The 25,153-nt window shown below is 72.4% G+C and carries 25 protein-coding genes and 1 pseudogene; 13 read left to right on the forward strand and 13 right to left on the reverse strand.

What is annotated here, in order from left to right; all coding sequences use genetic code 11:
* Positions 1 to 24: 24 nt before the first annotated feature.
* Positions 25 to 198 carry a hypothetical protein gene (locus F7P10_RS42610; protein ID WP_176611620.1) on the reverse strand — a complete coding sequence of 58 codons (174 nt, stop codon included), beginning with the start codon at positions 196 to 198 and terminating at the stop codon, positions 25 to 27.
* 35 nt (positions 199 to 233) lie between these two features.
* Here F7P10_RS42610 and F7P10_RS42615 point away from each other — a divergent pair, with 35 nt between their 5' ends.
* Together F7P10_RS42615 and F7P10_RS22885 are read left to right on the forward strand one after the other, a co-directional pair.
* Complete coding sequence (locus tag F7P10_RS42615) at positions 234 to 371, forward strand: hypothetical protein (protein ID WP_176611621.1); 138 nt, start codon at positions 234 to 236, stop codon at positions 369 to 371.
* 184 nt (positions 372 to 555) lie between these two features.
* Positions 556 to 903 carry a hypothetical protein gene (locus F7P10_RS22885; RefSeq protein WP_218040118.1) on the forward strand — a complete coding sequence of 116 codons (348 nt, stop codon included), beginning with the start codon at positions 556 to 558 and terminating at the stop codon, positions 901 to 903.
* Between the two features lie 312 nt (positions 904 to 1,215).
* Here F7P10_RS22885 and F7P10_RS22890 read toward each other — a convergent pair whose 3' ends face one another.
* Positions 1,216 to 1,497 carry a YrhK family protein gene (locus F7P10_RS22890; RefSeq protein ID WP_151012073.1) on the reverse strand — a complete coding sequence of 94 codons (282 nt, stop codon included), beginning with the start codon at positions 1,495 to 1,497 and terminating at the stop codon, positions 1,216 to 1,218.
* A 125-nt stretch (positions 1,498 to 1,622) separates the two neighbouring features.
* Here F7P10_RS22890 and F7P10_RS22895 point away from each other — a divergent pair, with 125 nt between their 5' ends.
* The gene (locus F7P10_RS22895; RefSeq protein ID WP_151012075.1) at positions 1,623 to 2,018 is read left to right on the forward strand and encodes a VOC family protein; all 396 of its coding nucleotides are present in this window, start codon (positions 1,623 to 1,625) and stop codon (positions 2,016 to 2,018) included.
* A 146-nt stretch (positions 2,019 to 2,164) separates the two neighbouring features.
* Here the strand turns inward: F7P10_RS22895 and F7P10_RS22900 are convergent, their stop codons facing one another.
* The gene (locus F7P10_RS22900) at positions 2,165 to 2,827 is read right to left on the reverse strand and encodes a hypothetical protein (protein ID WP_151012077.1); all 663 of its coding nucleotides are present in this window, start codon (positions 2,825 to 2,827) and stop codon (positions 2,165 to 2,167) included.
* A 382-nt stretch (positions 2,828 to 3,209) separates the two neighbouring features.
* Entirely contained in the window at positions 3,210 to 3,884 is a 675-nt protein-coding gene (locus tag F7P10_RS22905) for a hypothetical protein (RefSeq protein WP_151012079.1), read from the reverse strand.
* A gap of 453 nt (positions 3,885 to 4,337) precedes the next feature.
* Between F7P10_RS22905 and F7P10_RS44565 the strand changes: the two genes are divergently transcribed.
* The 4 genes from F7P10_RS44565 to F7P10_RS22925 all read left to right on the forward strand — a co-directional run bounded on the left by F7P10_RS44565 (position 4,338) and on the right by F7P10_RS22925 (position 8,433).
* Complete coding sequence (locus F7P10_RS44565; RefSeq protein ID WP_254715966.1) at positions 4,338 to 4,520, forward strand: DUF397 domain-containing protein; 183 nt, start codon at positions 4,338 to 4,340, stop codon at positions 4,518 to 4,520.
* 157 nt (positions 4,521 to 4,677) lie between these two features.
* Positions 4,678 to 5,985 (forward strand): hypothetical protein, encoded by a 1,308-nt coding sequence (locus tag F7P10_RS22915; protein ID WP_151012081.1) that lies wholly within the window; start codon positions 4,678 to 4,680, stop codon positions 5,983 to 5,985.
* Positions 5,982 to 7,160 carry a hypothetical protein gene (locus tag F7P10_RS22920; RefSeq protein WP_151012083.1) on the forward strand — a complete coding sequence of 393 codons (1,179 nt, stop codon included), beginning with the start codon at positions 5,982 to 5,984 and terminating at the stop codon, positions 7,158 to 7,160. Before F7P10_RS22915 ends, F7P10_RS22920 begins: the two co-directional genes overlap by 4 nt.
* Positions 7,161 to 7,347: 187 nt before the next feature.
* Positions 7,348 to 8,433 carry an STM4015 family protein gene (locus F7P10_RS22925; protein WP_176611622.1) on the forward strand — a complete coding sequence of 362 codons (1,086 nt, stop codon included), beginning with the start codon at positions 7,348 to 7,350 and terminating at the stop codon, positions 8,431 to 8,433.
* A gap of 89 nt (positions 8,434 to 8,522) precedes the next feature.
* On the opposite strand, the gene F7P10_RS22930 is transcribed toward F7P10_RS22925, so the two are convergent.
* The 4 genes from F7P10_RS22930 to F7P10_RS22945 all read right to left on the reverse strand — a co-directional run bounded on the left by F7P10_RS22930 (position 8,523) and on the right by F7P10_RS22945 (position 13,827).
* Positions 8,523 to 9,878, reverse strand: a complete 1,356-nt coding sequence (locus F7P10_RS22930) for a dihydrolipoamide acetyltransferase family protein (protein ID WP_254715967.1) — start codon at positions 9,876 to 9,878, stop codon at positions 8,523 to 8,525.
* A gap of 5 nt (positions 9,879 to 9,883) precedes the next feature.
* Positions 9,884 to 10,873, reverse strand: coding sequence for an alpha-ketoacid dehydrogenase subunit beta (locus tag F7P10_RS22935; RefSeq protein ID WP_151012087.1), 990 nt, complete (start codon positions 10,871 to 10,873; stop codon positions 9,884 to 9,886).
* Entirely contained in the window at positions 10,870 to 12,003 is a 1,134-nt protein-coding gene (gene pdhA, locus F7P10_RS22940) for a pyruvate dehydrogenase (acetyl-transferring) E1 component subunit alpha (protein ID WP_151012089.1), read from the reverse strand. Before pdhA ends, F7P10_RS22935 begins: the two co-directional genes overlap by 4 nt.
* A 201-nt stretch (positions 12,004 to 12,204) precedes the next feature.
* The gene (locus F7P10_RS22945) at positions 12,205 to 13,827 is read right to left on the reverse strand and encodes a hypothetical protein (RefSeq protein WP_151012091.1); all 1,623 of its coding nucleotides are present in this window, start codon (positions 13,825 to 13,827) and stop codon (positions 12,205 to 12,207) included.
* Between the two features lie 100 nt (positions 13,828 to 13,927).
* Between F7P10_RS22945 and purS the strand changes: the two genes are divergently transcribed.
* The 4 genes from purS to purL all read left to right on the forward strand — a co-directional run bounded on the left by purS (position 13,928) and on the right by purL (position 19,217).
* A complete protein-coding gene (gene purS, locus F7P10_RS22950) occupies positions 13,928 to 14,170 on the forward strand; it encodes a phosphoribosylformylglycinamidine synthase subunit PurS (RefSeq protein ID WP_151012093.1) in 243 nt (80 codons plus the stop codon).
* 220 nt (positions 14,171 to 14,390) lie between these two features.
* Entirely contained in the window at positions 14,391 to 14,837 is a 447-nt protein-coding gene (locus F7P10_RS22955; RefSeq protein WP_151012095.1) for an ATP-binding protein, read from the forward strand.
* Between the two features lie 97 nt (positions 14,838 to 14,934).
* Positions 14,935 to 15,615: a phosphoribosylformylglycinamidine synthase subunit PurQ gene (purQ, locus tag F7P10_RS22960; protein ID WP_151012097.1), complete on the forward strand. Its 681-nt coding sequence runs from the start codon at positions 14,935 to 14,937 to the stop codon at positions 15,613 to 15,615.
* Positions 15,612 to 19,217, forward strand: a complete 3,606-nt coding sequence (gene purL, locus F7P10_RS45500) for a phosphoribosylformylglycinamidine synthase subunit PurL (RefSeq protein ID WP_368077420.1) — start codon at positions 15,612 to 15,614, stop codon at positions 19,215 to 19,217. Before purQ ends, purL begins: the two co-directional genes overlap by 4 nt.
* A gap of 133 nt (positions 19,218 to 19,350) precedes the next feature.
* On the opposite strand, the gene F7P10_RS22970 is transcribed toward purL, so the two are convergent.
* From F7P10_RS22970 to F7P10_RS45505, 4 genes and pseudogenes are all read right to left on the reverse strand, one after another.
* Positions 19,351 to 19,956: an HD domain-containing protein gene (locus tag F7P10_RS22970; protein WP_151012099.1), complete on the reverse strand. Its 606-nt coding sequence runs from the start codon at positions 19,954 to 19,956 to the stop codon at positions 19,351 to 19,353.
* Positions 19,957 to 19,981: 25 nt separating this feature from the next.
* The gene (locus F7P10_RS22975) at positions 19,982 to 20,944 is read right to left on the reverse strand and encodes a hypothetical protein (protein ID WP_151012101.1); all 963 of its coding nucleotides are present in this window, start codon (positions 20,942 to 20,944) and stop codon (positions 19,982 to 19,984) included.
* A gap of 153 nt (positions 20,945 to 21,097) precedes the next feature.
* Entirely contained in the window at positions 21,098 to 22,069 is a 972-nt protein-coding gene (locus tag F7P10_RS44570) for a hypothetical protein (protein ID WP_254715968.1), read from the reverse strand.
* Between the two features lie 296 nt (positions 22,070 to 22,365).
* A pseudogene (locus F7P10_RS45505) lies at positions 22,366 to 23,115 on the reverse strand (protein kinase); the annotation flags it as partial.
* Between the two features lie 445 nt (positions 23,116 to 23,560).
* Between F7P10_RS45505 and F7P10_RS22985 the strand changes: the two are divergent.
* Both F7P10_RS22985 and F7P10_RS22990 read left to right on the forward strand, forming a co-directional pair.
* Positions 23,561 to 23,998 (forward strand): sterol carrier family protein, encoded by a 438-nt coding sequence (locus F7P10_RS22985; RefSeq protein ID WP_151012105.1) that lies wholly within the window; start codon positions 23,561 to 23,563, stop codon positions 23,996 to 23,998.
* An 81-nt stretch (positions 23,999 to 24,079) separates the two neighbouring features.
* The gene (locus F7P10_RS22990) at positions 24,080 to 24,718 is read left to right on the forward strand and encodes a LamG domain-containing protein (protein ID WP_151012107.1); all 639 of its coding nucleotides are present in this window, start codon (positions 24,080 to 24,082) and stop codon (positions 24,716 to 24,718) included.
* A gap of 59 nt (positions 24,719 to 24,777) precedes the next feature.
* Here F7P10_RS22990 and F7P10_RS22995 read toward each other — a convergent pair whose 3' ends face one another.
* Entirely contained in the window at positions 24,778 to 25,149 is a 372-nt protein-coding gene (locus tag F7P10_RS22995) for a hypothetical protein (protein ID WP_151012109.1), read from the reverse strand.
* Between the last annotated feature and the right edge of the window lie 4 nt (positions 25,150 to 25,153).

The raw sequence follows: 25,153 nt of genomic DNA on the forward strand, positions 1-25,153 counted from the left end.
TCGTCAGCGGCGATGTGCCGTCGTTCACCGGCCGATCGTTCCCCGGCGAAGGGCCTCCTGCGGCTCGATCCGGGCGGCCCGAACCGAAGGGTAGATGCCGGCGACGAGTCCGACGCCCGCACCGATCAGTGGTGCCGGAAGCACGGTGCACGGGTCGAGGACGGCCGTCCAGTTCTTCGCCAGCGCGACGATCAGCACGGTCCCCACGGCGACAGCGGTACCGACCAGCCTGGGTGACCACCGAAGCTCGCAACTACTGCATCCGGCAGGGCATCATCAATGGGACCGAGATGGACAACAGCGACATCCCCACGGTCTGGCGCGAGCTGCACGAGGATTACATCCACAATGTGGATCCGTCGCCTACCTGACCGTCTACAACGCCGATCTTCTGGGAATCTCGCGACCGAGTGCGGGAACCGGAGATACCGACACGCAAGCCCGTCTCGCCCTCGCTATAACGGGACCGGCTACGCGGCGACCCAATATGGTGTGCAAGTGATGGGCCTGTATCGAGTCCTACAATCTTCTGCTGCGGAACAGGGAATAGTCGGCGTGTACGCGAACAAGGGACAAGCATGGAAGATTCCTGTCGCCCTTGGCATGAACTTCCTGCTCGGCATACCGGCGATCGTTCCGATCTGGCTGCTCTGGTACGTCGCGGCCAATTGGCCGCTGGCCGCGGTGGGCCTGACCCAGAGATCGCCCACCGAGAACGACGGAATGCTGCCGGCCCTCGTTCTCTTGGTCCCGATCGTCGGACTGTCCGTCTCGGTGTGGTGGCTCGCCAACCGTGCCGTCGCTCGGGGCACCCGGCTGCGCGGCCGGACCTACTGGACGGTCTGCGCGGTGGCGACGCTGCTTCCGACTGCTCTGTCCATGGTGGCTACAACTCTCCGCTGAAAGGAAGCGTCAGCATGCCAGACCTCACCAGACGCATTGTTGTGAAGGGCGCGGCGGCAATCGGCCTCGGGATGACGGTCGCCCCCGCGCTGCGCACCGGGGTGGCGTCGGCCGCCCCCTAGCAGAGCGAACCGAGGAAGCGCGCGATATCGGCGAACGGCTGGGAGGTGGAGGACCGCGCCCGCTCCCGCCCCTCACGGAGGTTCAGGTCGTGCAGGACCATCACGATCGTGGTGACGCGCGTGGCGTTCAGGCCGGTTCCCTGGACTGTCCTACATCCGCACGGCACCGTCCGCGACCGGCTGAGGTTCCTCAGAAGTCCATCGACGACTCGTGCGACGAGGCGACGCCGTGCCGCCGCCGCAGGTGGAAGCGGCGCGTGAGGCGGATCGTCGGACGCAGGAGGAAGAGCACGGACCCGACGACGAAAAGCCACGTCCCCTCGTACATGGTCGATTCGGAGAAGAACAGCACGCTTCCCGCCAGGAACAGCACCGCCGCACCGAAGTCGTTGACGATCGACAGCGTCTCGTAGCGTCGGCGGATCACCAGCTCGTCCGGCCCGAGGCGAATGTGGACGGCGGAGTCTCCCATGCCCCGAGAGTACGAGAAGAGGCCCCTCGCCCCCGCCCGATCCTCCGGCGCGTCGCCCGCGTCACGTCCGGCCAGTTCCCAAACGTCCAAGACCACACTGGCCGCCCGCCCCGACGATGGGCCGCATGACGCTAGGTATCCGCTTTTCTCCCCGCCTCATCGTGCCCGACCCGGATCGCGCTTCGGCCTTCTACCAGGACGCTCTCGGCGCCCAGCAGGTGTTCCGCGCCCCCGCGGGCGACGACGGCCGACCCAGCATGATCGATCACCGCATCGGTGACTCGTCCTTCCGGCTCTCGCCGGCCGTCTCCGAATGGGGATGGCTCTCGCCCGATGATCTCGGCGGCTCCGCGGTCCTCCTGGAGATCGAGGTCGAAGCCCCGGACGACATCGGCGACCGCATGGTCGCGCACGGCGCCGAGGTGGTCGTCCCGATCGAGAACCGCCCCTACGGAAAGCGCTCCGGCCGCATCCGCGACCCGTTCGGCCACCTGTGGATCATCACCGGCGAGCTCCGCTGAGCCCTGGCCGCCGACGTCCACCGGGCCCCGGTCCGTCGCCGGCGGGCCGCTCGCGGATCCGGCGCAGGCGTCCGGGTACGACCGCTTTCCGGTGACGGCCGGACGCCTGCGAACGGTCGGCGATCCGCTGGATTCGCCGACGGGTGTCACGCGACGGTGCGGGCGATCACGACGGCCGGGCTGACCTTGAACTCGCCGGTGAAGGTGATGTCCTCGCCGGTGGCGTCCACGCCCGGACAGCCGGTCGAACCGTCCTCGTTGGCGGCCGGATACGGGACGGCGGTCGCGCTGTCGTACTTCAGCGTCCGGGTGCTGTTCCTGTAGCTCGCCTCGATGCCGCTGAACGAGAACTTGCAGTTGTCCGAGAAGACCGTGATTCCCCACGGGGAGCCCAGGTTTCCCGTGAGGGTGGTCGTGCCCGTGGCGGCGTCGTGGCCGGTGGCGACGTAGTTGATGCGGCCGAGGTTCATCGCCTCGTAATTCCCGACGATGCTGGCGGCGGCCCCGTCGGGGCGCGTGCAGGGGGCTCCCGCGGTCATGTAGGCCGACCCTACGGTCATGGTCGTGCCGGTGGAGGTCGCGCTCGCCATCGGTCCGCCCTGCTTGACGGTGGAACAGGTGACCAGAGTCGCCCCCGCCGCGTTCTTGATGGTCAACGACCCCGTGGTTTCGGCGGTGTACCAGCCGTTCGCGGCGGGATTGACGACCTTCCAGGTGCCTGCGGCGGCGTGCGCGGGGAACGTCGGCGCGGCGAGGGCCAGGGGCATCGCGGCGGTCGCGGCGACAGCGAGGGTCCGGGAGAGACGCATGGGGGTGGCCGACCTCCTTCTGCCCGCCGGGGCGGGCGCCAGCGGAAGATCCACTGGGCGAGCGAGATCAACTTAACCCCCCCATCTCACCAAGATCAACGGCCGGATCCGGCCGCGGAAACCGGCTGCGGACCATGAAGACCGCCGCTCAGGTTCTGGGCTAGGTGTCCCGCCACATTCGGGCACACCCGTCGACCCGGTGGCGGCCGGTGCCGACACTGGCGGACTCGTTCGGCGGTGACCTGGGCGGTCACCCGACCAGGAAGGCGGTCGAAGTCCGGCGCACCCCCGATCCGTGGTCGGTGTGCCCCTTCGCCCGGCGATCGGGCCTACCTGATCACGGGCTGAGGTGGAGGCGGGCCATCTCCGGCAGGGGCGACGGTCAGGTGTCGCCCGCTGCTCGTGGGCGCGAGAGGAAGTACAGCACTCCCGCCGCGCATACAGCCACGGTTGCGCTGACAGGTGGCACGACCTGCCATGGGATATCGAGCATCAGCGCGGGGAGGCCCACTCCGAAAAAGGTCGCGAAGATGGCGAGAAGCAGCCTTTTACCGTATGGACTCCAGCTGAAAGACTTGTAGTCACGCGGCCGGGTGAGCCGTACCGCACCGAAAATGAAACTCTGGGCCGCGAAGAGCGCACCGATCGTGCCGAGCGCGGCGTTCGCCTGGAGTTCGTCACGAGGGGCGGCTGCAGTGTTCTGCCGGACGCCGTCCTTGCTCAGAACCACGATGTGGCGGCGCCAGATGGTGGCCGTGACCCGGTCGCCGGGCATGAGTCGCTCCAGAAGGGGGCGGCTGTCCCCGAAAGCCACGGTTCCCCGCCAAGAGTTCCCGTCCGTCAAGGACGCCGTGATGTTCCTGGGCTTGTTCACCGTCCGCACCACCGTGTACTGCCGAGTGGTGAGGCAGTCCGTCGTTCTCTGCTCCATCTCGCGCGCAGAGCATGCCTCGGCGGCCCGGTAGTCCAGGTGGCGCGCTCCGTCGTGGGGGAGCCACCAGGCGAACGTCGCGTAGCAGCCTGCCGCAGGTATCAGGGAAAGCAGGATCAGCAGCACACCTGAGATGCGGGCCCAGCCCGGCGTCAGCGGAACGGAGTGCGACCTGTCGGCGCCGTCAGGCTTGGCCTTGGTCCTTGTCATCGCGCAACCTGATATGCCGTTTGTTTTGTGGAGTCGTGTTGATGGACTTTATGGTGGTCGGCGGTTGGGCGGAGCGTACTCGACAGGGGTGCGCATCCCCAGCATCGGGTCGTCAATGTCCGGATACGGCAATTCGCCGTCGTCGTGCAGGACGCGCGAGCGCGGTTCGGCGTCGACCATGCGTTGGTCGAAGGAAAGAGCGTGGTGACCTCGTGGATCCAGGGCATGTCGCGGACCTGGCCGAATACGCTCGCGCGACCATCCAGAGTTCACTGGTGCGCGACCCCGCCGAAGTGCAGCGGCGGGTCGACTTCCGCATACACCGGCAGAAGATACTCAAGCATTGTTCGATCCCTTGCTCTGGACGGCGTGACCTGGCGGAAGTCGTCCCGCAGCCAGGGGCAGGGCGCCGACTGTGTGGAGCTGGCACGTGTTCCCGGGCTTGTGGGTGTTCGTGACTCCAGGGACGCCGGGGGCCCGTTCCTTGCCGTCGCGCCGTCGGTGGCGCGGGCGCTCGCTGTGCAGATCAAGCGGGGCGAGCACGACATCTGAGGGTCGCGGGTCTTGTCGAACCGGCCGGGAGCTTTGCTCCTCGGCCGGTTCTTTGCATTGCGGAAGCCGGTCGGGGGGGGTGGGGCACGAAATGGTCTGAACCGTGGTGGTTCGGGTGGAGTCCAAGGGTTTCGAGATCGCCACCCTGGGAGTTCGCTTGTCCGATTCCGAAACCGCTGGGTCGGGGCGTGGCGCGCTGGTCATGACGCTGGTCGCGCCGCTCGTGCTGGTGCTCGTGTTGGGCACCGCGTTCGGGGAGTTCACCTTGCCGGAGCGGGAGGCCGGGGGGATCGCAGAGGGGCCGCTGCTGAAGGCGCCGGCGGGTGCGGACGAGGTGCCCGCCGACCGGATCGTCGAGAAGGTCCCCCGGAACTGCGGAGTGTCGGAGGACACCGCCGCCAGGCTCGCGCCCGGGGGCGATATCGACGCCGAGGCGGGCGGCCTGTTCCGGGACGGCGGCCCGGGAAGCTGCAAGTGGTACTCGCTGGACGACGGCAAGGCCACGTGCGACTTCTGCCTGGGCGACTTCGCGAACGAACGCGTCCTCGATGTCGAGATCAACCTGGCCAAGGGAACCCGGCAGTCGCCGGTCACCGCGGCGATGGAGCTGCTGAGCGGGGGCGGACAGGGCGCGGCGGACGAACCGGGTGCCCCCCGGATCGTGGACGGGCTGGGCGAGGAGGCGGTCGCCCGCTATTCGGCGGCGACCGACCTGGAGGGTGCGAGCGTCGCCTTCCGGGTGGGGAACGCCGTGGTGACGGTCCGCTACCGGGGTTGGGACGACGCGGGCGGCGAGCGCCGGACGATCCCGGAGGGGGTCGCGCTGGACGGGGCGTTCGCCGCGGCTGCCGAGACGGCGAAGGCCATGGGCACGGCGGCGGGGCCCGTGGTGAGGACCGTGGAACGCCCTGCGGTGCCGCCGTTGCGGAAGGTGCCCAAGCCGTGTGACACCGTCTCCGGCGCCACCGTCGAGAAGGTCGCCCGTGGCGCCTACCGGCGGAGGGCGGAACCGTTCCTCGTCGCCAGGCCGGTTCAGTCCGGGATGTCCTTCGACGGTTGCGCCTGGCATGCCGCCACCGGCCGGTTCGTGAACCAGGGGGAGGCGCGCACGCTCACGGTGTCGCTCGCGGTCGCGGAGGAGCGGACGCCGGGATCGGCGGTGCCCGTGGCGACGCGCCATTACCTCGGGCTCCACCGGAACCAGCGGTACGGCAAGGCCCCAGGAAGCGGCGCGTTCAGCGGCTTCGAGCCGCTGGCCGGACCCGGTGATCGGGCGTTCGCGGTCACCATGGCCGGGAGAGGCGGGTCGCGGGGCGATGCGGGCCTGGTGGTCTTCCAGAAACGCAACGTGGTGGTCGAGGTGGCCTACGACGGGAGGGACGGCGACACGAAGCTGCGCGGGCGCGAATTGATCGACAGCGCGTACACGGTCGCGGTCGAGGTGGAGAGGGCTCTGGAGCTATGACGAGATCCGCGCGACCGCCCCGCCGGGATGGGATCGAAGCACCCGAGACGTTCGCCGCCGTCATGGTGCTCACGCTCAGCCTCGTCCTGCTGTGGGTGACGCCGAAGCCCGGGAGTCTCGAGCGGCTGCCCGATCCGCCGTCCGGGCCGGAGCATGTCGCGGCGGGGCCGGTCGCCGGAACGGTCCCGGCGGGCTGCGCCGTCTCGGCCGCCACCATCGAACGGCTGGTGCCCCGTCCGCGACTCCGCGACGACGGGGGCGGAGGGACGTGCGAGTGGTCGTCGGACGGTGGTGAGCGGCGCCTGCGCCTGACCGTCGAAGTGAACCTCGCCTCCGGGCGGACCGTCGCAGGGTACCCGGAGCTGTCGCCCGGACGATCGCCGGTCTCCGCGGCCATGGCGTCGTTCGCCCCCAAGTGGACCGACGCGCCCGCGCGGGTCGTGACGGGGCTGGGCGAGGAGGCGTTCGCGCAGTTCGCGCCGTCCCAGGGCGCGCTCGTCGTGGCACGGTCGGGGAACGCGGAGGTCGCCGTCCGCTACCACGAGTCCTTCACCCCGCTCCCCGAGGAGGAGGCGCGGTCGGGCGCCCTCGCCGCCGCGGCGGAGGTCCTGGCCGGTCTGGGGGCGCCCGCTTCCGCCGCGCTCGCGCCCGCCCCACGTGCGACGCCGGCGCGCACGATCCCCGACCCCTGCGCGTCCGTCTCCGGCGTGACCCTGAACCGGTTGGTGCAGGGGGACGACGTCGTCGGCACCTCGGCGCGTGTCAATGCGGTCGCCGTCACGGAGGCGGACGCGGAGCAGCGCGGCTGTAACTGGATGTCGGAGGAGCACCGGCTCAGGGCCGGGGTGACGGTACTGCCGGGCACGAAGCTGTTCGACGGCACCCGGCAGGCCGTCCGCGAGTACGCGGTCCGGTACCTGGACGCCCGCGCGGAGGAGACGCTCAGCGTGCACGACGAGAAGCGCTTCCACCCCGTAACGGGGCTGGGCGACGAGGCGTTCGCCGTGCACGTCCCGGGAGTCGTCCCGGCGACGATCGTCTTCCGGGACGGGAACCTGCTGGCAGGGGTGACCTACACCGAGGCGGACGAGCGCCGCCCCCTCGACGGACGGCTCGCGCTGCGCGGCGCGTACGCGGCGGCACAGGACCTCGCGGAGGCGGTGTCGGGCGACTGACGGCGGCCGGACCGGCAGGGCACACGACCAGGTCGGCGAGCGCATGCCCCGCCTGCTCCGCTCGACCTTCGTCGCGTCCGGGCGCCGATCTCCGAGCCCGGCGACCGGCGAACTCGGGTCGAATGTCCCTGCAACCGGCTAATATCCCGGCTCGGTTGCATGTCCCGAACGACCGGAAGTCGGTTCCATGCCGAACAGCGAGTACCTGCCGGAATTCACCGGCCTGGAGGTCGTCGAATTCCCGTCCCGGGAGGTGCTCGACACCAGGGTGCTGCGCGCCGAGAACGAGGCGCGAGAGGAGGGCCGGCCCGAGCCCGACTCGGCTCCCGTCGACGAGCGGCTCGCCGCCGGGAAGGCCGATCCGGGCGCGTTCGCGTGGCGGCTCCACCTGATGCCCTTCGGGGTCGAGGAGCACTTCCGGGAGTACCTCGAACGCTTCATCGGCGAAGTCGGCACCACGGCCGTCACCGCGCTCATCATCGGAGACTGCTGGAATCCCGCACTGGCCAACGACGATGTCGGCGGCGTCCGCGACGCGCTGATCGAGCACGCGGCCGCATTCCCCGCACTGCGGGCGCTGTTCTTCGGCGAGGTCACCTACCGGGACGCCGAGATGTCCTGGCTCGCGCAGACCGATGTCTCACCGCTCGTGGCGGCCTTTCCCGGATTGACCGAATTCGTCGTCCGCGGGACGGACCGCATGTCGTTCACCGGCGGGCGAACGTTCGAACTCGCATGGAACGTGGCACGGCACGAGAGCCTGCGCCGCCTGACGTTCCAGGCCCACCGGCTGGAGCCGGCCGTGGTCCGCGGCGTCCTGGCCTCCGAACTCCCCGAACTGGAGCACCTGGAGCTCTTCCCCGGCGACGGCGCCGAGCCCGCCGACCTGGCACCGCTGCTGTCCGGCTCGGTCTTCCCCGCGCTGCGCTCCCTCGGGCTGCGCAACGGCGCGAACACCGACGAGCTGGTCACCGCGCTGGTCGGGGCCCCCGTCACCCGCCGCCTGACCGCCGTCGACCTGTCCCTGGGCACCCTCACCGACAGGGGCGCCCGCGCGCTCCTGGACGCCCCGGTGTTCGGCGACCTGAAGCGGCTCGACCTGCATCATCACTACATGTCGGAGGAGATGACCGAGCGGGTCCGGGCCCACTTCACCGGCTCCGGAGTCGACGTCGACGTGGACGACCGGCAGGAACCCGACGAGGACGACGCGGCTTACTTCCACGAGTGGGAGCCCGACGAGAATTACTACTACCGGGCGGTCATCGAGTGAGCGGCGCCGATGTCCCGAGCGAGCAGGACGCGGGCGAGTGACTGCGGCCGGTCCGGCCGGGGGCGAGGCCCTCGGCCGGACCGGGCGGTTCAGCTCCAGGCGAGGGTGCGGAGGGGGTCCTCGAGCATGTCGCCGACGTCGCGGAGGACGCGCGAGCCCAGTTCGCCGTCGACCATGCGGTGGTCGAACGAGAGGGACAGCGTGGTGACCTTGCGGATCGCCAGTTCGCCCTCGTGCACCCACGGCATGTCGCGGACCTGGCCGAAGGCCAGGATCGCCGCCTCGCCGGGGGTGATGATCGGGGTGCCGGTGTCGACGCCGAACACGCCGACGTTGGTGATCGTGATCGTCCCGTCCGACAGGTCCGCGGGGGACGCCTTGCCCGCGCGGGCCTTCGCCGACAGGTCGTGCAGCGCCCGCGCGAGGGAGGGAAGGTCGAGGTCCTGCGCGTCCTTGATCTTCGGCACGATGAGGCCGCGGTCGGTGGCGGCCGCGATGCCGAGGTTCACGTAGCGCTTGACGACGATCTCCGCACCGGACGGGCCGTCCTCCCACGTCGCGTTCACCATCGGGTGGCGTGCCACGGCGGTGAGCAGCGCGCGCGCCACGAGGAGGAGGGGGGAGACCTTCACGTCCGCGAACTCGGGGAGTTCGCGGATGCGCTTGACCGCCTCCATGGTGCGCGTGACGTCGACCTGGAGGAACTCGGTCACGTGCGGGGCGGTGAAGGCCGAGCCGGTCATCGCGGCGGCGGTCGCCTTGCGGACGCCCTTGACCGGGATCCGCTCCTCGCGGGCGCTCGGAGCGGCGACGGGCGCCGACGCGGCGGGCGCCGACGTGGCGGCGCGGACGTCGTCGCGGGTGATCGAGCCGTTCGGGCCCGAGCCGGTGATCGTGGACAGGTCGACGCCGAGGTCCTTGGCCAGTTTGCGGACGGGGGGCTTCGCCAGCGGCCGGTTTTCCACAGGCTGTGGACGAGGTGCGGGCGCCTGCCGGGGGACGGACGGTGCCGCGCCGTTCGTCTTGCGGGGACGGCGGCGCGTCGACCCCTCCTTCACCCCGTACCCCACGAGGACGGGCGTGCGCTTCGGCTTGTCGGGGGCCGTCATGCCCGGTTCGTCCGCCGTGGGGACGGCGTCGGCCTCCGCGAGCGCCGCCGCCTGCGCGGGGGGCTCGGACACCGGGGTCGCGACGGCGCCGCCCTCGGCGCCGACGGCGATGATCGGGGTGCCGACGTCCACCGTCTCGCCCTCGGAGACGAACAGTTCGGCCACCACGCCCTCGAACGGGCACGGCAGTTCGACGATCGCCTTGGCCGTCTCGATCTCGACGATCGTCTGGTTGATCTCGACGGTGTCGCCGGGCTGCACGTGCCACTTGACGATCTCGGCCTCGGTCAGGCCCTCGCCGACGTCCGGCAGCTTGAACAGTTGCGGTTCGCTCACTCGGGTCACCACGCGAAGGTCCGGTCGACGGCGTCGAGGATGCGGTCGAGGTCGGGCAGGTAGTGGTCCTCCAGGCGGGACGGCGGGTAGGGCGTGGAGAACCCGCCGACGCGCAGGACGGGCGCTTCGAGCCGGTAGAAGCACCGCTCGGTGACGCGCGCGGCCAGTTCGGCCCCGTACCCGTTGAAGACGGGGGCCTCGTGGACGACGACGCAGCGGCCCGTCCGGTCGACGGAGGCGGCGACCGCGTCCATGTCGAGGGGGTTCAGCGAGCGCAGGTCGATCACCTCGAGGGACCGGCCGTCCTCCTCGGCGGCCGCCGCGGCCTCCAGGCACGTCTTGACGGACGGTCCGTAGGCCAGCACGGTCGCGTGCTCGCCCGGACGGACGACGCGCGCCGCGTCGAACGCCGTCCAGCCGGACGCGACGGAATCGACGTCGACGTCCGCCTTGTCCCAGTACCGGCGCTTCGGCTCGAAGAAGATCACCGGGTCCGGGGACGTGATCGACTGCTGGATCATCGTGAACGCGTCGAGGGGGTTCGAGCACGCGACGACGCGGAGCCCGGCGGTGTGCGTGAAGTACGCCTCGGGCGACTCGGAGTGGTGCTCGACGGCGCCGATGCCGCCGCCGCACGGGATCCGGACGACGATCGGGAGTTCGAGCGCGCCGAGCGAGCGCATCCGCATCTTCGCGAGCTGCGTGATGATCTGGTCGGCCGCCGGGAACACGAACCCGTCGAACTGGATCTCCACGACCGGCCGGTAGCCGCGCAGGGCGAGGCCGATCGCGGTGCCGACGATGCCCGACTCGGCGAGCGGGGTGTCGATGACCCGCTCCTCGCCGAAGTCCTTCTGCAGCCCGTCCGTGATCCGGAACACGCCGCCGAGCTTGCCGACGTCCTCGCCCATGATGAGGACCTTCGGGTCGTTCTCCATGGCCTTGCGCAGGCCGGTGTTGATGGCCTTGCCCAGCGTGAGGGTCTCCGCGGTCATGACGCGACCTCTTCCTCGAACGACGCCAGGTAGGCGGCGAACTTCTCCTGCTCCTCGGTCATCAGGGGGTGGCGTTCGGCGTACACGTGCTCGAACATCGACAGCGGCTCGGGGTCCGGCATGGCCAGGCAGCCCTTGCGCAGCTCGGCGGCGACGTCCTTCGCGTCGGCCTCGACGCCGTCGAAGAACGCGGCGTCGGCGAGGTCGCCGCGGGTCAGGTACGCCTTCACACGCTCGATGGGGTCCTTGAGCTTCCAGGACTCCTCTTCCGCCTTCATCCGGTAGCGGGTCGGGTCGTCCGTGGTGGTGTGGGCGCCCATCCGGTACGTGTACGCCTCGATGAGCATCGGCCCCTGGCCGGTGCGGGCGGCCTCAAGGGCTTTACGGGTGACGGCGAGGCACGCGAAGACGTCGTTGCCATCGACGCGGACGCCCGGGAACCCGTAGCCCTGGGCGCGCTTGTAGAGCGGGATGCGGGACTGCTTCTCCAGCGGCTCGGAGATGGCCCACTGGTTGTTCTGGCAGAAGAACACGATCGGGGCGTTGAACACCGAGGCGAACACGAACGCCTCGTTCACGTCGCCCTGCGAGGTGGCGCCGTCGCCGAAGTAGGCGATGGCCGCGCCCGCCGACGGCGAACCGAGGACGCCGTCCCGCTGGATGCCCATCGCGTAGCCGGTCGCGTGCAGCGTCTGGCTGCCGATCACGACCGTGTACAGGTGGAAGCCGTGCTCGGCCGGGTCCCAGCCGCCGTGGTTGACGCCCCGGAACAGGCCCAGCAGGTTCAGCGGGTTCACGTCGCGGCACCACGCGACGCCGTGCTCGCGGTACGTCGGGAACACCATGTCGTGCTCGGTGCACGCCCGGCCGGAGCCGATCTGCGCCGCCTCCTGCCCGAGCAGCGACGCCCACAGGCCCAGCTCGCCCTGCCGGGTCAGCGCCACGGCCTCCAGGTCGATGCGCCGGGTGATCACCAGGTCGCGGTAGAGCGCGCGGACGTCGTCCGCGGTCAGCTCCAGGGGATAGTCGGGATGGTCGACGCGCTCGCCCTCGGGGGTGAGCAGCCGGACGGGCTCTGGCTCGGCGGTCGCGGCGGTGGCCGGCGCGCCTCGCACGGAGTCGATCGTCATCGATGACACTCCTCGTTCGGGGCCGGAACGCGGGATCGCCGCACGCCGGCCTGGGTCAGAGACCTTTCCCCGGGTTAGGGGCGAAGGCCGCTGATGCCATCGTGGCAGACATCACACCGTGCCGTGCAAGTCCCGCCTGCCGGATTCCCTACCCCGAACGCGGCCGATGATCCGCGCCCGGTGCGGTCCGTCACCGCCGGTTCAGTCGCGGGACAGGACGCGCGTGACGCCGGCCGCGACCGTCAGCCCGAGGACGAGGCCCGCCGCGACGATGAAGTTCGCGATCCACTGGTAGACGCCCTTCGGCGCGAACACCGCCTCCTGCCCGAGGGTGCCGATCGGGAGGATCAGGTCGAGCGTGTAGAAGAACGGGTTGAAGTGCGGGCTGTCGTCGGCGTTCAGCTTCTTCGGGGCGCGGTCGCCGGCGAACACGATCGTCCCGAACACCAGCAGCGCGACCAGCCAGCTCGCCGCGCGGAACGGGCGGTAGCCGTAGCCGACGAGCCCGTCCTGCAGCCAGCCGACGGTCTTGAGGAACACCCCCTGCGTGCCGCGGCGGTCGCGGGCCTTCGCGAGCAGCACCGACCGTCCGTCCGCGTCCAGGCCGAGCGTCCGGTACGTCTGCGCGAGGCGCTCGTACGGCTGCGGCGCGTACCCGTCGGTGTCGCGGCGCAGCCAGCCCAGGCGCGCTTTCGCGGACATCGGCGGGTCGAGCGTCTCGTACTGCAGCCCGTCCAGCTGGAGCCGCTCCGCCCACGTGTCCGCCGCGTCCCGCAGCAGGTTGATGCGCGCGTACGACAGGTCCGCGACGCCGCGGATCGGCTCGGCGGGGCGCAGCAGCACCTCCTCGGCCTGGACGCGCTGGAGGCTCAGCGCCGTCCCCTCCGGGTTGATCAGCCGGGCCTCGCTCAGGCTGAGCTGGCCGGTGACCCGCGCCCCCGCGAACGACACGACGCCCTCGGCGACGAAGCCGTCCGAGCAGTACACGTCGTTCTCCACGCCGAGGTCGTCGCAGTTCAGCGCCGTCCGTCCCCGGTTCACCAGGCGGGCGCCGACGAACGACAGGTAGCCGCCGACGCGGGCGCCGCGCAGCCGCACCTCCCCCTCGGCGGTGAACCCGCCGTCGCAGAACACGTTCGCGGCGACGTCGAGGCGGCTCGCGGTCAGCGCGGCGCCGCCCGGGTTGTGCAGCCGCGCCTTCCGGAAGATCAGCTGCCCGCCGATGCGCGCCCCGGGCAGCCGCACCTCCCCGGTGGCGGCGAAGCCCTGGTCGCAGTACACGTTGGCCTCGACGGTCAGCCGGTCGGCCAGCAGCGCGTCGGCGTCCGGGTTGGTCAGCTGGACGCCCGACATGTTCAGGATGCCGGTGACGTTCGCACCGTCCAGCCACAGCCCGCCGGAGATGTGGCTGCCCTCCAGCCACAGGTGCCCGTCGACGCGGGTGCCGGACGCGACGAGCCCCGGCAGCCGGCAGCGCATCATGTGCACGCTGTTCATGCTCGCCCAGTACAGGTGCGGCGCCTCGTCGAACGCGCAGCCCGTCAGCGCCAGCGGCACCTCGACGGACGCGTGCCCGAGGTTCAGCGAGCCGAACACGCGGGCGCCGTTCAACCGCACGGCGGCGACGTGGCCGGGTTCGGGCGCGACGGCCCCGGCCAGCAGCGCGACCAGGACCTCGGCGCGGATCAGCCGGTCGTGTCCCCAGCGTCCCGCCTGCGCCGGGTCGTCCAAGGCCGGGTCCCCGGAGGACAGGTCGACGAGTTCGCCCTTCGGGAACGCCTCCCAGAGGCGGCGTTCGGAAGGCGTCAGGTCCTCGATGTTCATTGCTCGGCTCCGGTGGTCCGGGGGGACGGTGGGCTGTGTCTGCAATGGTGCCGTACGCTTCAGGTCGTCAGGAAAATCGCAGATCAGTGAGGGGGCGGTCGTGGCGCGTGTCGTCGTCGACGTCATGCTCAAGCCGGAGATCCTGGACCCGCAGGGGCAGGCGATCGCCCGGAAGCTGCCGCAGCTCGGGTTCGAGGGCGTCGTCGCCGTCCGCCAGGGCAAGCGGTTCGAGGTCGAGCTCGAGGGCGAGGCCGACGAGGCGGCGCTGGAGCGGGTCCGCAAGATCGCGGAGACGCTGCTGGCGAACCCCGTGATCGAGAACTTCGAACTCCGGGTGCTCTGACCCAGAATGGCGGAAATGTCGCGCCGGTGATCCGGACGTTGCGGCGCGTTCGAAATCCCGTGAATCATTGACCACGTCACCGAGGATTCACGGAAAGACCCGCCGGTGTGGCGATTACGCAAGTTTCCTCCGGGGGAGGCTTACCTGCGGCCGAGTCGTCGAACACGCTCCGGGGACGGGGGACGTCCGAGCGAGCCGGGGCATGACACGAGGTGTCACGGTGGATGTGACGTTCACCCTCGCGCTGCCCCGCGAGGCGCCGACCGTCCCGCTGATCAGGCGGCTGATCGGGGACGCGCTGCGCGGCCTCGGCGCCACCGACGACTGTGTCGACGACGTCCTCGTCGCCGCGTCGGAGGCCTGCACGAACGTGATCCGGCACTCCCGCGCGCCCGGCGACTACCGGGTCGCCGCGCGGGTGGACGAGTCCGTCTGCGAGCTGGAGATCGCCGACCGGGGGCGCGGCCCGCGGCCCGCGGCGGCGGAACGGGGGGTTTTGAGTGAATCGGGGCGCGGGATTAGGATCATGCGCGCACTGGTGGACGACCTCGACATCGACCACGTGCCCGACCGGGGCACCGTCGTCCACCTGCGGAAGCGGCTGACCTGGCGAGACGGGGCCCTGGTCCGCCGCCCGGACGACCGGCTCATCACCAGCGCCGGGTAGATTGGTACGCGCGCGGGGGATATGCGAGCGCGCAGCGGTGATCGACGGAGACCACCCGACCGTCCGCGGCCGCACCTCATTTCGGAGGAACAAAGAGATGGACGCTGCCCGGGTTGGGGTCATCACCTTCCCTGGTTCCCTTGACGACAAAGACGCAGCACGAGCGGTCCGGCTCGCGGGAGCCGAGCCGGTCGCCCTGTGGCACGGCGACCACGACCTGCAAGGGGTCGACGCCGTCGTGCTGCCCGGGGGGTTCTCCTACGGGGACTACCTGCGGGCCGGGGCGATCGCCCGCTTCGCGCCGCTGATGACCGAACTGGTCGCGGCCGCGAACGCGGGCCTGCCGGTCCTCGGCATCTGCAACGGCTTCCAGGTGCTCTGCGAGTCGCACCTGCTGCCCGGCGCGCTGCTGCCGAACGCCGGACTGCACTTCGTCTGCCGCGACCAGCGGCTGCGGGTCGAGAACACCGGCACCGCCTGGACGAGCGAGTACCGCCAGGGCCAGGAGCTGGTCATCCCGATCAAGAACGCCGACGGCCGGTACACCGCCGACCGGGAGACGCTGAACGAGCTGGCGGAGTCCGGCCGCATCGTCGCCCGGTACGTCGACCTGAACCCCAACGGCTCCCTCGACGACATCGCCGGGATCACCAACGAGGCCGGCAACGTGGTGGGGCTCATGCCGCACCCCGAACACGCCGTGGAGTCCCTGACCGGCCCGTCCACCGACGGGCTCGGCTTCTTCACCTCGATCGTCAAGAGACTGGTCAACGCATGAGCGAGCAACGGCACGAAGTTTCCGAGCGCAGAGCCCGGGACAACTCCGACGAGCCCTCCCTGGAGTGGCTCGCCGAGCTGAGCTCCGACGCCGACGACCCCGAGCTGCAGCCGGTGAACCCGTCGGTGACCCAGGGCTTCGCGGCCATCCTCGACGAGGACGACGCCGCCGCGCAGGACCCCGCCGACCCGGCGGAGCCCGCCGCGCACCCCGCGCCCCCCGCGGCGGCCGAACCCGGCCCCGCGCCCGCACCCGCGTCGGGTGCCGGTCCCGGCGCCGACCCGGCGGCCGGTGAGTTCGCGCGCGCTCTCGCGGAGGAGCAGTCCGGCGTGGTTCCCGGTGCGCCCGGCCCCGACCCGACCGTCACGATGCCCGACCCGGGCGGCGCCCCGGTCAGCAGCCGGACCGGCGGCTTCCCCGCCCTCGGCACCGGCCCGCTCCCGCGCGTCGCGCCCGGCACGGGCGGTTTCCCGGCCGTCGGCCCCGGGACGGGCCCGCAGGCGGCCGTCGGTTCCGGGACGGGCCCGCAGTCCCACGTCGGCCCCGGCACGGGCGGTTTCCCGGCGGTCGGCCCCGGCACCGGTCCGCAGCCGCCGGTCGGGCACGACGCCGGCCCGCTGGGCGACGGCGGCCCCGGCACGGGCCCGCAGCGCCCGGTCGGTCCGGGCACGGGCGGTTTCCCGGCCGTCGGACCCGCCCCCGGCCCGCAGTCCCACGTCGGCCCCGGCACGGGCGGTTTCCCGGCGGTCGGCCCCGGCACCGGTCCGCAGCCCGCCGTCGACAACGGTGCGAACCAGCAGTACACGGGCGCCGACGCCCTGTTCGCGATGGGGACGGGCGCCGCACCGTCCGGCGACGGCGGTCCGGGCGGTCCGGGCGTGAACGGCCCCTTCGAGTTCCCTCCGGGGACGGGCCTGGGGGGCGTGGTCGTGGGCCGCGGCTACGGGTCGTCCGATGACGGCCCGGGGACCGGCCCGCAGGACGCCGTGGAGCCCCCGCGCTACCCGGCCAGCCCGACGACCGGGTCGTTCCCGGCGACCGGTCCGGGCACGGGGCCGCAGGGCGCCGTGAGCACCGGGTCCGGGCCGTTCCCGGCGCTGGGGCAGGGCACCGGCCCGCAGCCCGCGGCCGCCGCCGGCACGGGCGGCGGCACGGGCCCGCAGGACGCGGTCGGCCCGGAGCCGGAGCGTCCGGTGAACGCGGGGCCGAGCCCGCTGCCCGCCGTGGGCGAGGGCACCGGGCCGTTCCGGGCCGTGGAGCCCGGGACGGGCCCGCAGAACGCGATCGAGCCGGGGACGGGCCCCCAGCAGGCGCTCGGGGCCGGTCCGCGGCCCGAGGTGCCCGCGGGAACGGACACGGTCGCGGTCGCGGCGGCGACGCCCGACCGGCCGCAGCCGTTCGCCGAACTCGGCATGAAGGACGAGGAGTACCGCCGGGTCCGGGACATCCTGGGCCGTCGCCCCACCGCGGCCGAGCTGGCGATCTACTCGGTGATGTGGAGCGAGCACTGCTCCTACAAGAGCTCGAAGGTGCACCTGCGCCAGTTCGGCGAGAAGGCGCCGCAGACGGACGCGCTGCTCGTCGGGATGGGCGAGAACGCGGGCGTCGTGGACGTCGGCCAGGGCTGGGCGGTCACGTTCAAGGTGGAGTCGCACAACCACCCGTCGTACGTGGAGCCGTACCAGGGCGCCGCGACCGGCGTGGGCGGGATCGTCCGCGACATCATGTCGATGGGCGCCCGCCCGATCGCGGTGATGGACTCGCTGCGGTTCGGCCCGGCGGACGCGCCCGACACGCAACGGGTGCTGCCCGGCGTCGTCGCGGGCGTCGGCGGGTACGGCAACTCGCTCGGTCTGCCGAACATCGGCGGGGAGACCGTCTTCGACGCGTGCTACGCGCAGAACCCGCTGGTCAACGCGCTGTGCGTCGGCCTGATGAAGCACGAGGACATCAAGCGCGCCGTGGCGCCCGGTCCGGGCAACAAGGTGATCCTGTTCGGGGCCGGGACGGGCCCGGACGGCATCGGCGGCGCGTCCGTCCTGGCGTCGGCGACGTTCGACGAGGAATCGCAGCAGAAGCGCCCGTCGGTGCAGGTGGGCGACCCGTTTATGGAGAAGCTCCTGATCGAGTGCTGCCTGGAGCTGTTCCGCGAGGACCTCGTGGTCGGCGTGCAGGACCTCGGCGCCGCCGGGGTGTCGTGCGCGACGACCGAGCTGGCCGCCGCGGGCACCGGCGGCATGGACGTCGAGCTGGACGCCGTCCCGCTGCGCGACGCGACGCTGCGCCCTGAGGAGATCCTCATGAGCGAGTCGCAGGAGCGCATGATGGCGGTCGTGACACCCGACAACGTCGACCGGTTCATGGAGATCTGCGGCCGCTGGGAGATCCCCGCGACGGTGATCGGCACGGTCACCGACACCGGCCGGCTGGTGATGCGCTGGCAGGGCGAGACGATCGTCGACATCCCGCCGGGCACCGCCGCCGACGAGGGCCCGGTCTACCGGCGCCCGCTGGAGCCGCCGCACGACCTGGGCGTCCTGCAGTCGGACACGCCGGGACGGCTGACGCGTCCGTCCACGGGCGACGAGCTGCGCCGGACCGTCCTGTGGCTGGCCGGGTCGCCGAACCTGGCGGGCAAGACGTGGGTGACGTCCCAGTACGACCGGTACGTCCTCGGCAACACGGTGCTCGCCATGCCGGAGAACTCGGGCGTGGTGCGGATCGACGACGAGTCGGGCCTCGGCATCGCGCTGTCGCTGGACGGCAACGGCCGCTACACGCGCCTCGACCCGTACTCGGGCGCGCAGCTCGCGCTGTCGGAGGCGTACCGGAACGTCGCCGCGACCGGCGCCCGCCCGCTGGCCGTCACGAACTGCCTCAACTTCGGCTCCCCGGAGGACCCGGGCGTCATGTGGCAGTTCCAGCAGGCCGTGCAGGGCCTGGCGGACGGCTGCCAGTACCTGGGCGTGCCCGTCACGGGCGGGAACGTCAGCTTCTACAACCAGACGGGCTCGACGCCGATCAACCCGACGCCGGTCATCGGCGTGCTGGGCGTCCACGAGGACGTCCGGCGGCACGTGAACATGTCGCTGACGACGGACGGCGCGACGATCGCGCTGCTCGGCGAGACGCGCGAGGAGTTCGGCGGGTCGGAGTGGGCGCACGTCGTCTACGGGCACCTGGGCGGGCTGCCGCCGCTGGTCGACCTGGCCGCGGAGCGGGCGCTCGCGACCGTCCTGCAGCAGGCCGTCCGGGACGGGCTGCTGACGACGGTGCACGACCTGTCGGACGGCGGCCTGTCGCAGGCGCTGGTGGAGTCGTGCCTGCGCGGCGGGCTCGGCGCCCGGATCACGCTGCACGGCGACCCGTTCACGGCGCTGTTCAGCGAATCGGTGGCGCGGGCGATGGTCGCGGTCGTGCCGGGCGCGGAAGGGAAGGTCCAGGCGCTCTGCGAGGCGCACGGCGTCCCGGTGTCGCAGCTCGGCGTGGCGGGCGGCGACGCCCTGAGCGTGACGCCCGCCGGGCAGGACGAGCTGTTCAGCATCCCGCTGCACGAGCTGCGGGAGTCGCACGAGCGCATGCTCCCGAGCTACGCCGACTGACGCGACCGCAGGTGCGCGAGGGCGCCTTCCCCGTCCGGGGAGGGCGCCCTTCGCCGTCCCACGGCGGTTCCGCGCCGCGTCCCACGGCGGTTCCGCGCCGCGTCCCACGGCGGTTCCGCCCTGCGGGACGGCTTCAGTGCGGGGCCCGGTCGTGGACCGGGTGGGCGGACTGGGCGGCCAGGCGCCGATCGGCGGTGTCGCCGATGCGGGTGAGGAGGTCGTCGAGCGCGGCGAACTCCTCCCACGCCGCCCGTCCGGCGGCCTGGGCGAGCCGGGCCACCACGAGGTCTTCCAGGTCCGGGACGCGCTTGCCCTTCCACACCTTGTCGGCCAGGCTCACCAGCAGGTCTTCGAGGGTGACGCCGGGCCCGGCCCAGGCCGCGTGCGTGGCCGCGAAGCGGGCGAGCGAGGCGTCGAAACCGTGCCGGAGCAGCAGGCCCCGGCCGGCCGCCTCGTGGTCCGAGCCGGGACCGGAGAGTTCGGCGGGGTGCAGGATCTTGCCGATGTCGTGGGTCGCGGCGCCGAAGGGCACCGCGTCCCGGTCGAGCGGGAGGCCGGGATGCCGCCGCCCGGCCCAGTCGGCGATCTGCCCGGCGACGTCGTGGACGAGACGGAGATGGGCGGCCAGCCGGGGCGGGCAGGCCAGCGTCTCCAGCAGGCCGGCGACGTCGCGCGGCAGCGGGCGCACCGGCGGCTCGAAAGGCCCGTTCAGGGCGCGCAGCAGCGCGGCGGAGGGCACCGGCCGTCCTCCTCGGGCAGGCGGCTCAGAAGACCGAGATGTGGACGTGGTCGTAGTGGTTCGCGGTCGCGCCGCCCCGGTTCTCCATCATGCGCCAGCCGGGGCTGCGCATGTCGTAGATGCGCTGCCGCCAGATGACGTACTTGATGCCGAGGGCGCTCGCGTTGGCGATGGCGTACTCGGCGGCCTGGTCGCCCTGCGCCTTGGCGCTGCCGGAGGCGGTGGCGCCGCCGGTCGTCACCATGAAGTCGCAGGCGTGGCCGGTGGCGTGGTCCTGGGGGTCGCCGCCGTAGCGCACGCAGCCGATCGTCGGGAACGGTCCGAATTCCACGTCGATCGTGTTCTTGGTCTTGAGCATGCGGGGGGTGACGCCGCCCATGCCGGTGGTCGGGGACTCCGGCTTGTACTTCTTGACGAGCTGCTTGATCTCCGCCTGGCGCCCCTTGAGCTCCTTGATCTCCTTCTCCAGGGCGGTGATCTTCTCCTCGGCCTTCTTGCGCGCCTGGTTCTGCTCGTCGATGAGCTTCTGGATCTGCTCGACCTTCCCCGCCTTGTTCTGGGCGAGGTGCGAGACGAGGCTGGCGTCGTTGAGCATGTCCATCTGGTCGGCGGCCGCCAGGAACTTGACGGTCGGGTCCTCACCGCCGGTCATGTAGCGGTTCGCCGCGAGCTGGGCGACGACGCCGCGCGCGGCCACCAGGTGCTTCTCCAGGGACTCGGCCCGCTTCATGGCCTTGTTGACCGCGTACCGGGTGTCCTTCAGCTTCGCCAGGTCGCCGCCGTACTGCTTCTCCAGCTTCTCGATCTGGTTGCTGAGCTGCTGGAACTTCTCCGAGTCGCCCGGGTCGGCCAGCGGCGCGGCGACGGGTGCGGCGGTCGCGGTCGGCGCCGAGGTGCCCGTCAGGGGAAGGGCGGTGGCGATGGCGAGCACGGCCACGGCGGCACGGCGTCCGCCGCGCCGAAGGGTGGTGGAGTTGGGGGTCTCCACGTCCTCTCCTCAGGTCAATGAACATTAAAGAACCGTCTGCCGCACGGCCAAGGCTAAACCCAAGTGGCGAGTGGGGCGGTCCGGGACCCGTGGCGCCCGGCGTCATGCTGGGAGCCGGGCCATCCTACGGGACCGGATTCACGGTCGCGGTCGTCAGCGGCGGCTGAGAGCCCCCTGGTAGCCGAGATTCGTGCCGGGCCTGGTCCAGGTGTACCGGATGGTCCCGTCGGGGGTCAGGGACGCCTCCACGGCTCCCGAGGTGCACGGTCTGGCGACTTCCAGGGCCAGCTTCAGGCTGCCGCCGGTGCCGCTCTCGAACGTGAGTGTGCCAGTGCACCCCTCCTTGGGATAAACGGCGCGAGCCGTGGTGGCGCCCTCCTCGAACGTGACCTCGAGGGGGAAGGACGCCTGGCTGTTGTTGTTGGTCATCGTCCCGGTCCAGGTCCCCGCGAACGACTGCGGGATCGCCGACACCGGGCGGGTGTCGGCGGAGGCGGGCGGCTCCGCCGTGTCGTCGCCGCGCAGCTGCGGCCACAGCACCAGCGCGATGATCGCGATGCCGACCGAGACGCCGATGAGCAGCGACAGCGCGACGCCCAGGACGTGGTTGCCGGGACGGCGCATCCGGGCGAGGGCGTCGAGCGCCGGGACGGACGGCGAGCGCCGCGGGGCGTCGTCGTCGGCGGAGCGCAGCCCGGGGATGAGGTGCCCCGCCGTCGTCGAGTCGCCGGACTCGGGCAGGTCGAGCGCGTCGAACGTGCGCGTCTCGCCGTCCCCGGACGGGACCGCGCCGAGTGCCGCCGTCCGGTCGTCCTGGACCGCGCCCATCGTGGTGGTCCGGTCGTCCGCGACGGCGCCGAACGTGGCCGTGGCCTCGAACGCGCCCGGGTCGAGGTCCGCGGCGGGCGGGGGCGGCGGATCCGGACGGTCGCGGCCGCGCGACAGCTTGCCCAGCAGCGTCCGTCCGGGCGTCTGCGGCGCCTGGGCGGTTGGCGGGACGGGCGGCTGATCGGTGCGGGTGGTCTCGGCCGGGGGAGGCGGCTGGGGGGCGGGACCAGGGACGGCTTGTTGCGGGGCTCCCTGGAACGGTGCAAGCGCGCGCGGGGGCGGTGGTGCGGCTCCCATGGGGGAGCCGCCGGGGGCGGCTGGGGAGCGCCCGGCGCCGGCGGCGCCGCCGCGGCCTGCGGCGGCGGAGGTTGCGCGGCGGGCGGCGGCGAGGGCGGCGCGGGGGACGCGGCGGGCGCGGGGGACGGGGCGGACGGCGCGGGGGACGGGGCGGCGGGGGCGCCGGCGGCCAGCGCGCGGCCCTCGTCCACCAGCGCGGCGGGCATCCGCGCGGCGAGCGGCCCGTCCGGGTCGAGGAGGCGCTCGAGCAGGCCCTTGGCGGTGGGGCGCGCGGCGGGGTCCTTGGCGAGCGCGTCCGCCAGCACCCCGCGCAGCGCCTCGGGCGCCGCGGACAGGTCCGGGTCGTCGTACATGATCTTCTGGACGGTCTCGGACGGCGGGCCGTCCCCGAAGGGCGCGGCGCCCGCCGCCGCGAACAGCAGCGTCGCCGCCCACGCGAACACGTCCGCCGCGGACTCGGCGCGCAGGCCGCTGAGCTGTTCGGGCGCCCGGTAGGACAGGCGGGACGGATCGCTCGGATCGGGCTCCCAGTGCGGGGCGCCCATCACGGCGTCGAGCGCGCCGTGCACGCCGATGTCGCACATCTTGGGGCCGTCCCGTCCCAGCAGGACGTTCGCGGGCTTGAGGTCGTGGTGCACGGCCCCCGAGCGGTGCACGGCGGCCAGGGCCACCGCCGTCCCGACGGCCAGCCGCTCCACGACGGCGCCGCCGCGCGGGCCCTCCTCGTCCACGAGTTGCTGGAGGGACGGGCCGTCCACGCACTCGCTGACGATGTACGCGCGGTCGCCCTCCACGTCGGCGTCCAGGATCGCGGCCGTGCAGAACCCGGAGACCCGGCGCGCGGCCTCGAACGCCGCGGTGAACCGCGAGCGGGCCGCGGGCTCGCCGCTCAGCCGCACGTGCAGCAGCTTCACCGCGACCGTGCGGCCGGCGGGGTCCGCCCCCAGGAAGACGGCGCCCTGCTCGCCGACGCCGAGCCGGCCCGTGACCTCGTACGAGCCGAGTCTTCGCGGGTCACCAGGCTGCAGGGGCAGCGCCTCGGGCATCTGACGAACCTCCGTGTCCTCCGGGGAGCGAGTCCGCCGCCTCCCCGTCCTGTCACTCCCCACCTGGCATACGGTCCTTTTTTACCGTGTATGTCGGGCGGCTCGTGTCGTTTGGAACGACCGGGGGCGCGACCGGCCGGTCGGGGCGCGGACGCGAGCTCCGAGCCGTCCGGCGGCCCGCGCCCGGATCGGGCGTTCCAGCCGCCCGGAGCGTAGGCGCACCGGGCGAACCGCGCAAAAACCCGGCCCGGGACATGCCGGACGGCGAGGGACGCTCCGGGCGGAGCCCGCACGCCCGCACCCGCCGCCCGCACCCGCCGCCCTCAGGCCCGCCTCTTGGGCCGCAGGCCCGCGCGCAGGCCCGCGCCCTTGGGCCGTAGGCCCGCGCCCTTGGGCCGCAGGCCACGGATCCGGTCACCGATCCCGGACGCGGTAGCTTCTGTGCGTGCCCCGGACACCGTTGACCGCCGCCGTCCTGAACGAGCGGCGGACCGCGCTCGGCCTGCCGCCCTACACCGGCGGGGACGACGCCGCCGACCTGCGGCGCGCCGCCTGGGAGACCGTCCTGGCGGCGGGCGACGGCGGGGCCGGGGAGCCGCGCCCGGTCGTCCGGGGAGCGGTGCGGCACCTGCTGGACGTCCTCGCCGAACGGGCGCCCGGACGGTCGGTGGAGGTGCGGGTCCCGCCGCACGCCGCCGTGCAGTGCATCGAGGGACCGCACCACAAGCGCGGGACCCCGCCGAACGTCGTCGAGATGGACGCGGCCACCTGGATCGCCCTGGCGACCGGACGCCTCGCCTGGGCGGACGCCCTCGCGGACGGACGCGTCCGGGCCGGCGGCGCGCGCGCGGACCTCTCCCCCTACCTGCCCCTGGAGGCGTGACCCCGATTCGGGCCTTGCCAGCGCGGCCGGGCGCTGGGAGCGTGGTCACCACCGGCCGATCGGGGGCATGGAGGTGACGCCATGCTCGTCGCGCACTGGACGTTCGACGTCGCGACCGTCGAGGGCCGCCGGGTCCACGTCGCGTCCGGCGCCGCACCGGACGCCGAACTGGACGAGGTCGCCGAGATCGTCCCCGGACGTGCGGGCGAGGCCCTGGCCCTCGGCACGCACGCGCGGGCTGTGATCCCTGCCGCACCCCAGCTCGTCTTCAGCCAGGTGTTCGGTTTCACGGTGGCCTTCTCAGTGAACGTGACCGAGGCGCCCACCGGAGAGTGGCGCAGCCTCCTGTACAAGCCGGTAGGCGAGAAGGACGCACGCGGGTTGGGCCTGTGGCTCTACCCGGACGCCATGCGGCTGCGGCTCCAGCTGTTCACTGCCAAGGGCCCGGACTACATGGACAGCCACGCGCGCCTGAACGTGGGCGAGTGGACCCACGTCGCCTTCGTCGTGAACGCCCAGGGGATGTTCCTGTACGTCAACGGTGAGCAGGACGTCGCAGAGTCCCTGGAGGACCCGGTGGTCACACCGGCGGGCCCCATCCTTCTGGGCAGCGAGCAGACCAAACCGGGGTTCGGCGGCCTGATCGACGACCTCCGCGTGTACGCGTCCAGCCTGGACGCCGGAGCCCTCCGAGACCTCGCGGGCCAGGGCCCGTCCTAACGCGCGCTCAAGACGCGCTCAGCGCGCTCGCAGCGCGTTCGACGGCCCTCACGGCGCGCTCACGGCGTGATCGTGGGACGGGCGAAGGGGAACTCGCGTTCGACGCAGCCGCGGCGATCGTCCGTACTCGGGTACCGGGTCTCGTCGCCGCACTCCGCCGCCTTGGCCAACAGGAAGTACAGGGCCACGCCGCCGACGACGAGCGCCGCCGCGGAGCAGACCACGCCGACCACGGCGGGCCACCGGTCGGCGTCGCGCCGGCGCAGGGAGACGGCCCCCAGGGCGAGTCCCACGAGCGCGGGCAGCACCCCGAGCAGGCACACCGCCAGCCCCAGCAGCCCCACGATCCCCAGGACCAGGGAGGCCCGCGCGAGCCCGCTGCGCGGGCGCGGGGCAGGGGGTGCGTGGGTCTGGTACCCAGGCAGCGTCATGCGT

Source organism: Actinomadura sp. WMMB 499 (genome assembly GCF_008824145.1).
Lineage (GTDB): Bacteria > Actinomycetota > Actinomycetes > Streptosporangiales > Streptosporangiaceae > Spirillospora.

Coding starts and splice junctions, on each gene's coding strand:
- F7P10_RS44570 (WP_254715968.1), bottom strand. CDS start 22,069: ATGGGAGCCGCACCACCGCCCCCGCGCGCGCTTGCACCGTTCCAGGGA.
- F7P10_RS22945 (WP_151012091.1), bottom strand. CDS start 13,827: ATGAACATCGAGGACCTGACGCCTTCCGAACGCCGCCTCTGGGAGGCG.
- F7P10_RS22935 (WP_151012087.1), bottom strand. CDS start 10,873: ATGACCGCGGAGACCCTCACGCTGGGCAAGGCCATCAACACCGGCCTG.
- F7P10_RS22995 (WP_151012109.1), bottom strand. CDS start 25,149: ATGACGCTGCCTGGGTACCAGACCCACGCACCCCCTGCCCCGCGCCCG.
- pdhA (WP_151012089.1), bottom strand. CDS start 12,003: ATGACGATCGACTCCGTGCGAGGCGCGCCGGCCACCGCCGCGACCGCC.
- F7P10_RS22890 (WP_151012073.1), bottom strand. CDS start 1,497: ATGGGAGACTCCGCCGTCCACATTCGCCTCGGGCCGGACGAGCTGGTG.
- purL (WP_368077420.1), top strand. CDS start 15,612: ATGAGCGAGCAACGGCACGAAGTTTCCGAGCGCAGAGCCCGGGACAAC.
- F7P10_RS22900 (WP_151012077.1), bottom strand. CDS start 2,827: ATGCGTCTCTCCCGGACCCTCGCTGTCGCCGCGACCGCCGCGATGCCC.
- purQ (WP_151012097.1), top strand. CDS start 14,935: ATGGACGCTGCCCGGGTTGGGGTCATCACCTTCCCTGGTTCCCTTGAC.
- F7P10_RS22925 (WP_176611622.1), top strand. CDS start 7,348: ATGCCGAACAGCGAGTACCTGCCGGAATTCACCGGCCTGGAGGTCGTC.
- F7P10_RS22895 (WP_151012075.1), top strand. CDS start 1,623: ATGACGCTAGGTATCCGCTTTTCTCCCCGCCTCATCGTGCCCGACCCG.
- F7P10_RS22990 (WP_151012107.1), top strand. CDS start 24,080: ATGCTCGTCGCGCACTGGACGTTCGACGTCGCGACCGTCGAGGGCCGC.
- F7P10_RS22920 (WP_151012083.1), top strand. CDS start 5,982: ATGACGAGATCCGCGCGACCGCCCCGCCGGGATGGGATCGAAGCACCC.